Origin of the sequence: Peptoniphilus grossensis (genome assembly GCF_001940285.1) — a bacterium.
Classification (GTDB): Bacteria; Bacillota; Clostridia; order Tissierellales; family Peptoniphilaceae; genus Peptoniphilus_A; species Peptoniphilus_A faecalis.
Genome location: NZ_MJIH01000001.1, coordinates 325,956 through 340,261 on the forward strand (window position 1 = coordinate 325,956; position 14,306 = coordinate 340,261).

Consider the following 14,306-nt stretch of genomic DNA (forward strand, 5'->3'; position numbering starts at 1 on the left):
TCTCTCTCAAGTTAAAATCCTGCTGAATCAACTTCACCTGTTTCGTAATTTATTCTAGATTTCGGTGCATCATAATTCCAATCCCATGGATCCTGTTCAATTGATTTATCAGCATATGGAATATATATTGATATTATGGTCGTTATTCCTAAAAATATAACATACCACATGTGTGGAACAATTTCAATCGGAGCTACAGTAGACTCTGCTAATGCACTTATTAACAAAATTTGATTTCCATATGGCAGTAAACCTTGGACAACACATGCAAAAACTCCAGTAATTGTTGCTGCTCTTCTAGGATCAACTTTATAGTCCTTAGATAATTGTCTAGAAACATCACTTGTAACAATAAGTGCAGCTGTATTATTTGCAACTGCTGCATCAGCTAAACCAACAATAGCTGCCATTCCTAACTCAGCTGATTTCTTATTTTTAATAAATCTTTCAATAAAACTCATTATAAGTTTTAATCCACCTTGTTCTCTCATCATTCTTGAAAGTCCGCCAATAAGAATTGCCAGCATTACAATAGTGAGCATGTCAGCAAATCCATTAAATATAGCTTCTCCCCATGTAAGAAAGTTTAAGCTTCCATTTATAAATCCAATAGCTCCTCCAACTAAAATTCCAAAAGTTAGAACTACAAAGAAACTTAATCCTGCTAAAGCTCCCATTAAAACAACTATATATGGTATAATATTAAATAAGCTATATGTGCCTGCTTCTATCTCGACAATAGTTGAAGGCTTACCTATTATATAATAGACTATAGCTGTCAGTATAGCTGAAATTACTGCCATTACCGCATTAATTTTAACTCTTTCCACTGGTTTAATTTTATGAGTTCTGGCAGTTACAATACTGACATCTGAAATAACACTTAAGTTATCTCCAAAAAAAGCACCTGACACTACCGCTGCTAAAATTATAGGTACATTAAGTCCTGCTTGTTTTCCTATCGAGAAAGCGATTACCCCTAATGCAGCAGTAGTCCCAGATGATGATCCAATAGCAAAAGACATAAATGCTGCTATTAAAAATATCCCTGGTGTTATTAAACGTGGTGGTATATAAGTTAAGCCAAAGTTAACAACTGAATCGACTCCACCCATTGCATTTGCGACAAATGAGAAAGCTCCCGCTAAGAAGCAAGTCATAACCATTATAATTATATCCTCATCTGCACATCCCTTTACAAAGGAATCTAACTTTTCATTTATACTCCCTTTATATACTGCTATAGCAAATATAATGGCAATAAACAAAGCTACGGATGCATTTATTTGATTGAAAGGTCTATCATATCCTAATGTACCTAAAATTATACCTCCTCCTAGTATTATTCCAACAAATACTAGGAAAGGAAGTAGAGAAATAAACGCAGTTTTTTTGTTAAAATTTTTGTCTGTCATAATTTTCTCCTAACTATAATAAATTTTGATTTTACTTTTTATTTAATTCATATAAATCTAATCTTCTTTGATTTAACATAGGTAATTCATCTCTTACTTGAATTACATAATTTAAATCAACTTCTTCTATAAAATAACCAACTTTTTCATCTAACTGCTTTATTACTTTTCCCCAAGGATCAACTATCATTGAATGTCCCCAAGATGTATATCCTGTACGAGAATCCCTTGCGGGAGCTGCACCTATTGTATAGACTTGATTATCTAATGCCCTTGTTCTAAAAAGTATATCCCAGTGTGCTGGTCCTGTTGTCATATTAAAAGCTGCAGGTACAATAATAACTTTTGCACCTTCATTTACCATAAGCCTTGAAAGCTCAGGAAATCTAAAGTCATAGCATATACAAAGACCAATTTTTCCAAACTCAGTATCAAATACAGTTACTTCATCACCTGCAGTTAATGTATCAGATTCCCTAAAAGTTTGCCCTCCTTCAACATCAATGTCAAAAAGATGCATCTTTCTATGTCTTGCTATTTGATTCCCTTCTCTATCAAAAACAAAGCTAGTATTAAAAATTCTTCCTTCTTCATCTTTTTCAGGTATGCTTCCTCCTACGACGTAGATATCATTATCTTTTGCAGCTTCAGATAAAGCTTGCCAAGACTCTCCTTTTCCAATTTCACCATAAATTGGAAAATTTGATGTTATATAAGGAGTGTTAAACATTTCTCCTAAAACAACAATATCTGCACCCTCTTCTGCCACTTTTTTTATATACCCTTTTGCAGATTTTAAATTTTCTTTCTTGTCTGTATTCGTAAGCATTTGTATTGCGGCAATCTTAAACTTTGTCATCAATAAATCCTCCTAATTAAATTATGATAATTTACCTCTTGCTAATATTGGGACTTCCTTAATAACTTCCCCTTTTGAAACAAAATATGCTTTTTCATGTAGGTTAACTACTGGACAAATGTGAACTGGAATAATTTCAACTTTATCTGCAACTTTTACAGAATCTCTCATATTTTTATCATAAATAATTGCATGCTCGTCATATACATCAAAGATATTCACTCCTGGAAATTGTTTTATTTGCCCCATACCTTCAACCGCTGTTATACCTTTAGTTCTTGTCTGCATTGTAATACCTTTTGCCCCAACATCAAGGATTACTCTTTCATCAGTTGGTCTACTAATAACTGAAGCTAAAATAGTTGCGGCGGTATCACAATTTTTACAAGCATTTTTCATAGATGCATCCATGAAAATATAAGTTCCTGGTCTGATTTCAGTAATTCCATCTAAAATAGGAAAATCATTTAGCATAGATGGTGTGGAACCAACACTTACTGTTTCTAAAGGCATATCCATTTCTTCGGCAATTTTTGCGAACTTTAAAGTTCTTTCTTGTGAAGTTAAGTGAATTCTTTTACATTCTTCAAGGCTCTCAGCATTGTATGAATTACCATCATGCGAAAATATTCCCTTTAGTCTAATGTGAGGGCAATTATTTTTTAAGTGACTTAATAAATCTCTATAGTCATCTTCCTCAATAATTCCTGATCTATTTTCTCCAACTTCTATTTCAATTAAAACTACAGCTTTATTATTAGAATCTTTAAAAACATCTTCAATAATATTTGCTGCTTCTATGCTGTCTAATCCAAAAGAAATATCAATACTTTCTATTAATTTCTTTATTCTTTCTAATTTATTTGGACTTACAACTTCATTTGCAATAAAAATGTCTTTCAAACCATTTTCAGCCATTACTTCTGCTTCTCCAAGCTTAGCAACAGCAATTCCCTTAGCTCCAGCTTCTTCTTGTAATTTTGCAATATGTGGAGATTTGTGTGTTTTTGTATGAGGTCTTAAATTCACATTTTTTGAATTAGCATAGTCTTGAACAGTTTTTATATTGTTCATCATAATATCGTAATCTACGATAAGTGCAGGTGTGTCTATTTCCATATAGTTCATAATTATTACTCCTTTACTTGTGCAATTGCTTCAATTTCTACCAAACAATCATCATATAGATTATTAGAAGGTACTACCACTCTTGATGGCTTATGATTCTCAAAGAATTCTGCATATACTTCGTTTAAGTCTCCCCATAATTTTACATCTGGTATATAAACTCTACAGAATAGTACATCATTTTTTGTACATCCAGCGTTTTTTAAAACCAATTCTAAGTTTAATAAAGCTTGTTTTGTTTGAGCTTTTATGCCTTCAGGCTTTTTTCCTGTTTTAGGATTATGAGATAATTGACCCGAAATATAAAGAGTTCCATTGTGTATCATTCCTGGAGTATAATGTCCTCCATCTCTTACAGAATATTCTGTTTCTATTTTTTTCATATTTTGCACCTCTTTGTTATTTGTTAAGAATACGATATCATATATTTTTTTATATTTCAATAAAAATTTATATTTTAATGATTTTAATATTATCTTATCAAATTTTAGAATTTGTGTAGATATTGCATTATAGGTATTAAATTTTTTAATATTATAAAATTCAATTTATTTTAATAAATCAAAAATTTTCCAATCTTCTATATATTTATGTTAAAATTAGTAATTGGAGATGATTCAATTGAAAAAAAATGAAACTTTGTCTTTTATTCTTACAATTGTTGCTGCAGTTTTAATTGCACTATTTGTGAGGAATTTTATTTTTAATATAGCTGTTGTTAATGGAGAGTCCATGCACCCAACATTAAATGAAAAAGATAAGTTAATTTGTCTTTCTTATAAAAGGTTCACTGATATACCTAGAGGCGAAATTGTTGTAATTGACGCACCAAACGACAATAGGAATTACATTAAAAGGCTTATTGGAAAGCCTGGCGACACAATTGAGTTTAAAGAAGGAAAAGTTTATTTAAATGGAAGTCTATTAAAAGAAAACTACACTTCAACTGATGTCACAGAATCTGACCAAAAAAGTTTTATACTAAAAGATAATGAATATTTTGTAATGGGAGATAACAGGCTGCCGGGCATGAGTGTTGACTCGAGATACTTTGGACCAATCGAAAAGAAAAGAATAAAATCAGCGGCAGTCTACAGAATTTTACCTCTTAAAAGTAGAGGGAAAATTGAAACTTTGATAAAATAAAAATATCCCCTAAAATACGGAGGTAAAAATTTGAGAAATCAAAATAATATTAGAAATTTTTCAATAATAGCACATATTGATCACGGCAAGTCCACTCTTGCCGACAGACTCATTGAGTCAACTGGAATGCTCACCAAAAGAGAAATGGACGATCAAGTCCTCGACTCCATGGATCTTGAACGCGAGAGAGGAATTACAATTAAATTAAAAGCTATTAGACTTATATATAAAGATGATAGAGATGGCAAAGAGTATATTTTAAACTTAATTGACACTCCAGGGCATGTTGACTTCAACTACGAAGTTTCTCGCTCCCTTGCTGCTTGCGAAGGTGCCATTGTAGTTGTAGATGCTTCACAGGGCGTTGAAGCTCAAACTCTTGCAAATGTCTATCTTGCTATTGATCAAGACCTTGAACTTGTTCCAGTGATAAATAAAATTGATCTTCCAAGTGCAAGACCCGATGAGATAAAACAAGAAATCGAAGATATTATTGGCATCGACACTGAAGGCATTCCACTTATTTCTGCAAAAGAAGGTATTGGAATTGACGATGTACTTCACGCAATTGTAGATAAAATTCCTGCACCAAGTGGCGACTACAATGCCCCTCTTAAAGCTCTAATTTTTGATTCAATTTATGACTCTTATCGAGGAGTAATTTGCCACGTTAGAATCATTGACGGCTCAGTAAAACCAGGTGATGAAATACTTATGATGGCTACAGGTAAAACTTTTGAAGTAGTTGAAGTTGGAGTAACTTCCAATGGTCACATTCCTCTTGACTCTTTAAATGCAGGCGAAGTTGGTTTTATAACTGCTTCAATTAAAAATGTCAAAGACGCTAGAGTTGGCGACACTATCACTTTAAAAAATAATAAAACAAGTGATCCCATGCCTGGATATAAAAAAGTTGTACCAATGGTATTCTGTGGTGTGTATCCTGGCGAAGGCGAAGAATACAACAATGTTCGCGACGCCTTAGAAAAACTACAAGTAAATGATGCAGCCCTAGACTTTGAAGCAGAAACTTCTGTTGCTCTTGGGTTTGGGTTTAGATGTGGCTTCTTAGGACTTCTTCACATGGAAATTATCCAAGAAAGACTAGAAAGAGAATTTAATTTAAATATTGTTACTACTGCTCCATCTGTTATTTACAATGTAATGAAAAAAAATGGCGAGATGATTTCTATTCAAAATCCATCAAACTTGCCTGATCCAACAGAAATTGATTACATGGAAGAACCAATTGTAAAAGCAGAAATTATGACTCCAACAGATTATGTTGGTCAAGTTATGGAACTATGCCAAAATAGGCGTGGTGTCTTTAAAGATATGCAATACTTAGAAGAAACTAGAGCACTTATAACTTATAACATGCCTCTAAATGAGGTAATTTATGATTTTTTTGATGCACTTAAATCAAAGACTCGTGGCTATGCATCCTATGATTATGAATTAATTGGCTATGAAAAATCTAATCTCGTTAAGCTTGATATTTTAATTAATGAAGAGCTTGTAGATGCTTTCTCATTAATTGTTCACGAATCAAATTCTTACCTTCGTGCAAGAAAAATTTGTGAAAAATTAAAGGATGTAATACCAAGACACCAATTTGCAGTACCAATTCAAGCTGCAATAGGAAATAAAATTATTGCAAGAGAAACTATTCGTGCCCTTAGAAAGGACGTCCTTGCTAAATGTTACGGTGGCGATATCTCTAGAAAGAGAAAACTCCTTGAAAAACAAAAGGAAGGAAAGAAGAGAATGCGTACTGTAGGTAATGTTGACATTCCACAAGATGCTTTCTTGTCTGTATTAAAATACGATGAAGAAAAATAAAATTTCAATTTATATTCATATACCCTTTTGTGAGAGTAGATGTTACTATTGTGACTTCTGCTCTTCTCTTTTAAATAAAGAAAATGAAGAAAAATATTTTTATTATTTAGAAAGAGAAATAAAATTACAGGAAAATATTTTAAAAGAAAGAACTATTGACACTATTTTTATTGGTGGCGGTACTCCTTCTTCTGTGGACGAGAAATTTATTGTGAGAATTTTAAGCGTTTTAAAAAATTATGATTTTAGTGAAAACGCAGAAATTACAATAGAGTCCAATCCCAATTCTCTCACAAGAAGAAAAGCAGAGATCTTTTTTAATTCTGGCATTAATAGAATTTCCATTGGAGCACAATCCTTTAACGATGAAATATTAAAAAAAATTGGAAGAATTCATAACTCTGCTGATATTTATAAAGCTATTGAAAATGCAAGAATTGCAGGATTTACAAATATAAATTTAGATTTAATGCTTGCACTTCCATCACAAAAGTTTTCTGATATATTAAAATCAGTTGATGAAGTAAAAAAATTAAATCTTCCTCACATTTCTTATTACTCATTGATTTTAGAAGAAGGTACAATTCTTTATAAAGCACACAAAAAAAATCCTCTAGACTTCCCTAATGAACTTGAGGATAGAAAAATGTATCACTATGTAGTCAAAGAATTTGAAAAAACTGGTCTCCATCAATATGAAATTTCAAATTTTGCGAAAAAGGGATTTAAGTGTAGGCACAATTTAATTTATTGGAAGCTAATGGATTATATTTCCTTTGGGCTAGAGGCTTCTTCAAATATAAAAAATTTAAGATACAGAAACTTTTCTGATTTTAAAAATTATTATAATTCAATTGATAAAAATGATTTGCCCATAGAGTTTTCTGAAAAATTATCTGAAATCGATAGAATTAATGAATTTATAATGTTGGGGCTTAGACTTAATTCAGGGATAGATATAGATGAATTTAAGGAAAAATTCCAAAAAGATTTTTTTAAAATTTATGAAAGTGAAATCGAAAAAAATATTGTTCTTGGATTAATAAATATTAGTGAAAATAAAATCTATCTCACTGAAAGGGGAAGAGATTTATCAAATCAAGTAGAACTAGATTTTTTTAAGTAAAAATAAAGCTAAATGCACAAAACTGCGACTTGTAAAAAACAATTGAAAGTATGAACTAAAACTTGTAAAAAAACATAGCAAAGGTGTGGAAAAATTATGGCGGTCTTAGGACTGCTTTTTTTTATTAAGTTTGCAGTATTTACTCACGTAATAAAATTTATAATAGCATAAAATAAAACATATTGAGGCGAGAATATGAAATCAAAAATTATATCCCCGAGAAATTATTGTAAACTATGTGCTATTTGTACGATATATTAACTTTTAATAGGTTTAAATACAAATTTTAATTGGCTTTAAATTATAGTTTTAACTTGAAATCTATCTTTAGTTTAATAATAAATTTAATTATGAATCAGGAGGTTTTTAATATGAATGTAATCGAAGTAAAAAATATGAGTAAAAATTTTAAAAACAAAAAGCTATTCAACAATTTTTCTTTAGAAATTGAAGAAAATACAGTGCATGCCCTTGTTGGACCAAATGGATCTGGTAAGACAACTCTATTTAGAATACTTACAGATCTTTATGATGAAGATTGTGGAGAAGTTAAGATTAAAGGTAGTATGTCAATGTTACTTGAAAATGACTATTTGTATGAAGACAAGACAGGACTTGAAAACATTAAATTATACGGTTTATATTTTGGATATAAGCCTAAAAATTATAAAAAATATTCTGATTTATTGGAAATTACAAAGGATTTGAATAGGAATGTTTCTACATATTCTAAAGGTATGAAGAGGAAATTGTCTTTACTAATTATTGTAATGATGAATAGAGAGATAATATTTTTAGATGAGGTTACTAGTGGAGTAGATCCAATATCAAGAGTTGAGATTAGAAAACTCATAAAATTACTAAAGGATGAAGGTAAGACCATCGTAATTACTAGTCATGACCTGTCAGAAATTGAAAAAGTAGCAGATAAGGTATCTATGATAAAATCAGGAGAGCTACTTTTTACAAAAGATATTTCTGAAATAAAAGGAGAAAGTTTGGAAGATTTATTTATAGAGGAAGGTACAAAATGAATGATAAGATGAATATCAATAGAGCCTGTAGGTACTATTTAAGTAAAGACAAGGATTTTATTTTAAATTTATTATTATTTACTTTGATTTCCCTTGGCTTTATTTTTTTACTATATAAGGGGATCTTTGATTCTAGAGGAAATGATTATATTATATTAATGCTATATGTATTAATGCTTGGAATTTCACTAATTATGTCTAATTCTATGGTTGTCAATTTAACAGTCAAGGATAAATTAAATAAACGTATAGAATTTATCCTAGCATCAGGAGTAAATATAAAAGATGTGATTAAAGCCTATGGGATAGAAATGTGGAGACTATCTTCCATTGTTCCCTTTATGTTGTTTTTTCTAACTTATGTCCTAGTAGACTTTCAAATCGAATTTAAGTGGATTGTGGGTATATTTGTGACAATGATAGGAATGACTTATTTTGAAATACTATTTTTTAATCTTATAAGTTTATCCCAAAAAAACTTTAAGTTTTTCAAAAATATAGTTTTCTTTGGAACAACAATTTTAATTTACATGATAGGCACATTTTCAGAGAAGATTCTCTCATTAATAGAAAGATATAATCTAAACCTTATCTATATAATATTAGGGATAAATCTAGGATTGGGATTAATCTTTGCAATCTCCTCCATGAAAGATTTAAGCAAGATAAACAATGAATCTGTAATTAATAAAGAAGGTTCATGGTCATGAAATTAGTTATTGATGATCTAAAAAAATTACTAGGCAAAAATGCTTTCTTAATGTCATTTATGGCATTTTTATGCACCTTTATGGCTCTGTTTTTTGTTGATGAAGGAAGCCAAGAAATAAATAAGGTCATAGATATAATTAAAATTGATGGAATTTTAATACTTTTTGTAATATTTGGAATAGAACTCGCTAAAAATACCTTGGCAGCAGATAAGATTAGCAAAAAGCTTGAATTTTTACTTGCAAATGGATTTCCTATGAAAAAAATTCTAGGCAAGTATTTTATCAGCATATATATAAGCTCATTTATTATACTTCTCCCAAGTTTAGTATTAAATTTACTAAAAGTTAAATTATCTTATCTAGTCATGCTAAACTTAATCTTATCAAGCCTATTATATACATTGGTCGTAGTATTAACTATACTTGATACCATTAATATGAACAAAATAAATTCTCTTCATATTAGGCTTGTAGGGCTATTTATAGGAATTATGGTTATATCCTCACTAGTATATAATTTTACAAATAAGCTGTCTTTATATTTATTAAGTAAGTTTTTTGTCTTAGTATCAATAAATCTATTTTTGGGTATAAAAACTAATAAAGAAAGGATTGTAGTTAGCTACTATTGAGATATGTATAAGAAATTAGAAAAAATTGTAATCAGCCATTTAATGATAATTTTATTTTGGGGCCTTCTTTTTAAAAACAAAATGTTAGTAGAGGAGGACTCAATTTTAAATGCAATTTCGCTTATTTTATTTTTTACATTATACGGACTTATATACACATAAATTTCAAATAAAAAAATACCAGAACCTTTTTCTATTTTGGTAATTTTCACATCACTATTACCCTTAAGCTTGATTTTAATAAGTGCCTTGCCTTATAAGGTCGCCCTTATTCTTATAAGTCTTATATCAACAAGCATATTTATTAAAAGCTACATAATTTTAGATAATGTAAAATATATAAATATCTTGCCTATATCTAGAAAATCCACCCAAATATTTACTATTGGACTTGTATTTTTTATTTTTGTCTTGATTTACTTATTTGATATAGATACGGTAATGATAAATATATTCACTCAGATAATCTTTCTTATTACAGAATTTTTCTTTATCTTATTTTTAAAGGAAAAAGAATTAGCTTTTGAGAGAACCTTTAAACTCTATTACCTATCAGACTATATGGCTAGTGAAAGAGATGAATTTGCAAGAATTATACATGACGATATTTTACAAGATATATTTGCAAGTAAAAATTACCTTTCTTCCAAAAATCCTGATATAGAATATTCAAAAAAGATTTTGACTAGTCTTGAAAAGAAAGCAAGAAATATCATGAAATTCTATCAATCTTCTTTATTTGAAAAAGCTAATCTGGAAACATCATTATCTGCAATATTTGATAATGTATCTTCTTTATATCCAAATAAAAATATTAAAATTACTAAACTTATCGATAGTGATTTAACAGAAGATAAAAAATTAATTAGGTTGATTTCAATAATATCAAAGGAACTTATAAATAATGTTTATAAGCATTCAGATGCAAAATATTTAAATTATAAACTTTATAAAAAAGGAAATTTTGTAATAATAAAAATGGATAGTGATGGTAATAGTCCCGCTGATTTTAATAAAATCAAGGACTCTAAAAGAGGAGTCTTGCTACTTAAACTTTTGATAGATTCAAATGCGGGAAATATTTCTTATGGATTAAATAAGGATATACTTTCAACAAAAGTTTGCTTGGAGGTGGAAAGAGATGAAAATTATTTTGTTGGATGATCATAAAATATTTGGGGAGTCTCTTAAGATGCTTTTAGAAGAGCAAGATGATATTTTATGTGATTATGTATCAAAAGCTCAAGATTTTCTAAAAATGATACAAAAAAATGCCTATGATATTTTTTTAATCGACATAAATTTAAAAGATGATAAGACTGGTCTTGATTTAATTAAAAATTTGGTTGATTATAATCCCAAACAAAAGATAATAGTTTTAACATCTTATGATTTAGATAATTATAAGGATATGGCTTTTAAGTTAGGAGTAAAAGATTTTATAAATAAATCTGTTGAAACCCACGAACTTTTAGAAAGAATAAAAAATGTAAATAATGGCAACTATAAAAAAATGAACAAATCAATAATTAATCCATTAACAAATCGTGAAATTGAAGTGTTGAAAGAGTTAATAAAAGGTGGAAGTAAAAAAGATATTGCCATGAAGCTATTTATAAGTGAGAGAACTCTCTATAATCATATAGCTAACATTTATCACAAGTTGCAAGCTAAAAATATTGTCGAAGCTTATAATAAAGCAATGGAAATTGGATACATCAATCCAGTTATGTGAAAATCATATATTTTTAAAATTGTTTAGAATTTAAAATTTTCATCTCCATTTTGTTAAGTTTGTAGTATTGCTCAAATATTCTTTTTCTAAATATTTATCTCTTACTTTCATCTAATTTACATCTAACATATACTACTGCCAATTATTATTAACATAGAGAGCTTCTTCTATACTTTTTGTTAAATTACATTGTATTAAAGCACTATCTATTTTTTATTTATATAATATATATTATCTCGTTACAATTTGAAAAATCCTTTGTAAAAAATAATAATTTAGTGTAAAATAAAAACATATTGAAAAAAATATTTGCACTTAGCAGCAATTTTTGATAGAATATTTGTTGCTTAATAACTAAAGGAGGTGCGTTATGGCTAAAAGATGTGAAATTTGTGGAAAAGAAAAAAAATTTGGTAATAGAATTTCTTTCTCTCACTCTCGTTCTAACAGAAGCTGGTCTCCTAACATTAGAAGAGTTAAAGCTGTAGTTAATGGATCAACAAAAAGAATCAACGTGTGCACTAGATGTTTAAGATCTGGTAAAGTCGAAAGAGCTATATAATTAAGGGTCTTAAAAAGATCCTTTTTTTATGTATAAGTTACATATTGCAATGCAAGAGTTCTTTATTTCAAATTTTATAATATCCTTTACCTTTAAACTAAACCAAAAAAACCTAATAGTGGTGGAGTTTTTTGACTCTATGTCAAATATTGAGAGGCTCAAATAATGAGTCTCTCTTTTTTTATCAATATATGTTAATCCTCAATTCTTTGGACCCTTAGTCTTGAAATCAAATCTTTTTAGAGCCACTATTTAACAAGTAGACATCTTGCTAACAGTAGCATGAATGTGAACAAATTCCTTATCCTCACAAAAATTATCAAAAATTACATCTTTAAAACCCAACAAATTCATGTTATTATTATTTTGCACTTATATGCACCTCCTAACAAAGTTTGTTGTTATTTTAAGTTTAGGACTAAATGCGTATAAGTGCAATTTTTTTACATAAAAATATCTGTTAGAGATTTACTCCCCAACAGATATTATAGAGCCGAATTATAAAGCTAAAAAAAGAACGCGTATAAACGCGCTCTATAAATCCTATGCTCTTGCTAAAACTTTTTGCTTGTCACCTTCTTTATAGACAACAAAAGCGTAAAGGATGGCAACTGTAACACCTATTATATTTGCCATCATATAAGGCAAGTTAAATCCAATCTTAGCACCCATAATATAGGCTGTAATGACGTAGACGTAAAACATACCAGGAATCAAGGATACTAGGAATGCTTTACCATGACGTTGTAAGTAAATGGAAATCATGGCGAAGGCAAATACGGCGATCGTTTGGTTAGCCCATGCGAAGTATTGCCACAAAACATTAAATCCATTTGGACTCAATTTTGCAAAGATTAAGATAACTAGTACGCATATAAACATACCTATGGAAAGACTTAATCTGCTCTTCATGGTTTTTTGCGGAATGTTTAAGTGATCTGCTATCATAAGTCGTGCAGAACGAAGTGCCGTATCTCCAGAAGTGATTGGAAGAACGATAATGCCAATAATGGCAATTAAACCTCCCACTGTACCAAGCATATCATTTGCAACAAGACCTATAACCGCAGGTTTTCCAATGAGACCAGCGTCTATACCCTTGTTGTAAATACCCATTGCAGCTGCCGCCCATATCATAGCGATAAAACCTTCTAGGATCATCATGTCGTAAAATACGAAACGACCTTCACCTTCACTCTTTACAGAACGACCTATTAAAGTCGCTTGTGTAGAGTGGAATCCTGACACGATTCCGCAAGCAACAGTTACAAAGAACACTGGTAAAATCGGTGTTCCATTTGGATGTGTGTTTAGATTGCTCAAATCCAAATTATCTAGTTGATAGCCTTTAAAAAATAAACCGAAGAAAATACCAACGGCGGAAAGTAATAAGATGCCGCCAAAAATAGGATATACTCTACCGATTATCTTATCGATTGGGAAGAGTGTTGCCGCAATATAGTAAGCAAAAATACAAGCATAAACGATCCAAACAACGGGGTTTGTGGACACTGCTTCTTGTTTTAATACATTAGTTACTATTAAATCTCCGGGAGTATAAATAAACACTGCACCTACAAGAACCATGAGAATTATTACGAAAATATTGTAGATAGAGTATACCTTACCCCCAAGATTGCGCTTAATGAGTCCCGGCATTTGTTCACCACCTGAGCGAATTGAAATCATGCCACTCATATAGTCGTGTAAAGCTCCACCAAAAACACATCCAATTGGAATCATAAGAAAAGCCAAAGGTCCAAAGAGAATCCCTTGAATTGGACCTAGGATCGGTCCAGTTCCTGCAATGTTTAATAATTCAATAAGTGCGTTCTTTTTTTTGCCCATGGGAACATAGTCGACACCATCTTGATTTTTAATCGCTGGCGTCTCCCTATCATCCGGTTGAAATACTTTCTCGGCAAATCGTCCATAGGCAAAGCCACCGATAATTAAAATAGCTAAGCCAATGAGAAATGTTGTCATATTCTTACCTCCTCGTATAAAATTTAAAATTGAGTTAAAAAACACCTCAACTTAATTCTCTTAATTATATTATTTTTTTTAAAAATACAACCTAATCTTTCATGTTTTTTAGGATTTTCTCAACTATC

Annotated in this window: 14 protein-coding genes; 9 read left to right on the forward strand and 5 right to left on the reverse strand. The window is 30.1% G+C overall.

Going from position 1 to position 14,306, the window contains the following annotated elements; genetic code table 11:
- Window positions 1-11: 11 nt before the first annotated feature.
- The 4 genes from BIV18_RS01610 to BIV18_RS01625 are packed head-to-tail and all read right to left on the reverse strand — an operon-like array spanning window position 12 to window position 3,785.
- Window positions 12-1,415, reverse strand: a complete 1,404-nt coding sequence (locus BIV18_RS01610; protein WP_075658991.1) for a Na+/H+ antiporter NhaC family protein — start codon at window positions 1,413-1,415, stop codon at window positions 12-14.
- 31 nt (window positions 1,416-1,446) lie between these two features.
- On the reverse strand, window positions 1,447-2,274 hold the full coding sequence (locus BIV18_RS01615; RefSeq protein WP_075658992.1) for a carbon-nitrogen hydrolase family protein: 828 nt from the start codon (window positions 2,272-2,274) through the stop codon (window positions 1,447-1,449).
- A 21-nt stretch (window positions 2,275-2,295) separates the two neighbouring features.
- Window positions 2,296-3,402 carry an alanine racemase gene (locus tag BIV18_RS01620; protein ID WP_075658993.1) on the reverse strand — a complete coding sequence of 369 codons (1,107 nt, stop codon included), beginning with the start codon at window positions 3,400-3,402 and terminating at the stop codon, window positions 2,296-2,298.
- A 5-nt stretch (window positions 3,403-3,407) separates the two neighbouring features.
- Complete coding sequence (locus BIV18_RS01625) at window positions 3,408-3,785, reverse strand: RidA family protein (RefSeq protein WP_075658994.1); 378 nt, start codon at window positions 3,783-3,785, stop codon at window positions 3,408-3,410.
- A 238-nt stretch (window positions 3,786-4,023) separates the two neighbouring features.
- Between BIV18_RS01625 and lepB the strand changes: the two genes are divergently transcribed.
- The 9 genes from lepB (at window position 4,024) to rpmB (ending at window position 12,192) form a co-directional block, all read left to right on the forward strand.
- Entirely contained in the window at window positions 4,024-4,548 is a 525-nt protein-coding gene (gene lepB, locus BIV18_RS01630; protein WP_075658995.1) for a signal peptidase I, read from the forward strand.
- Window positions 4,549-4,578: 30 nt separating this feature from the next.
- Window positions 4,579-6,390, forward strand: a complete 1,812-nt coding sequence (lepA, locus tag BIV18_RS01635) for a translation elongation factor 4 (protein ID WP_075658996.1) — start codon at window positions 4,579-4,581, stop codon at window positions 6,388-6,390.
- On the forward strand, window positions 6,377-7,516 hold the full coding sequence (hemW, locus tag BIV18_RS01640) for a radical SAM family heme chaperone HemW (RefSeq protein WP_075658997.1): 1,140 nt from the start codon (window positions 6,377-6,379) through the stop codon (window positions 7,514-7,516). Before lepA ends, hemW begins: the two co-directional genes overlap by 14 nt.
- 371 nt (window positions 7,517-7,887) lie before the next feature.
- Complete coding sequence (locus tag BIV18_RS01645) at window positions 7,888-8,550, forward strand: ABC transporter ATP-binding protein (RefSeq protein WP_075658998.1); 663 nt, start codon at window positions 7,888-7,890, stop codon at window positions 8,548-8,550.
- Window positions 8,547-9,260 carry a beta-carotene 15,15'-monooxygenase gene (locus tag BIV18_RS01650; RefSeq protein ID WP_075658999.1) on the forward strand — a complete coding sequence of 238 codons (714 nt, stop codon included), beginning with the start codon at window positions 8,547-8,549 and terminating at the stop codon, window positions 9,258-9,260. Before BIV18_RS01645 ends, BIV18_RS01650 begins: the two co-directional genes overlap by 4 nt.
- Window positions 9,257-9,895, forward strand: coding sequence for a hypothetical protein (locus tag BIV18_RS01655; RefSeq protein WP_075659000.1), 639 nt, complete (start codon window positions 9,257-9,259; stop codon window positions 9,893-9,895). Before BIV18_RS01650 ends, BIV18_RS01655 begins: the two co-directional genes overlap by 4 nt.
- A 561-nt stretch (window positions 9,896-10,456) precedes the next feature.
- Window positions 10,457-11,059 (forward strand): sensor histidine kinase, encoded by a 603-nt coding sequence (locus tag BIV18_RS10865; protein WP_235860756.1) that lies wholly within the window; start codon window positions 10,457-10,459, stop codon window positions 11,057-11,059.
- A complete protein-coding gene (locus BIV18_RS01665) occupies window positions 11,037-11,630 on the forward strand; it encodes a response regulator transcription factor (protein ID WP_075659001.1) in 594 nt (197 codons plus the stop codon). The genes BIV18_RS10865 and BIV18_RS01665 overlap by 23 nt, the downstream gene beginning before the upstream one ends.
- Before the next feature lie 370 nt (window positions 11,631-12,000).
- Window positions 12,001-12,192 (forward strand): 50S ribosomal protein L28, encoded by a 192-nt coding sequence (gene rpmB / locus BIV18_RS01670; RefSeq protein WP_075659002.1) that lies wholly within the window; start codon window positions 12,001-12,003, stop codon window positions 12,190-12,192.
- Window positions 12,193-12,735: 543 nt separating this feature from the next.
- Here the strand turns inward: rpmB and BIV18_RS01675 are convergent.
- Complete coding sequence (locus BIV18_RS01675; protein ID WP_075659003.1) at window positions 12,736-14,178, reverse strand: carbon starvation CstA family protein; 1,443 nt, start codon at window positions 14,176-14,178, stop codon at window positions 12,736-12,738.
- Window positions 14,179-14,306 lie beyond the last annotated feature (128 nt).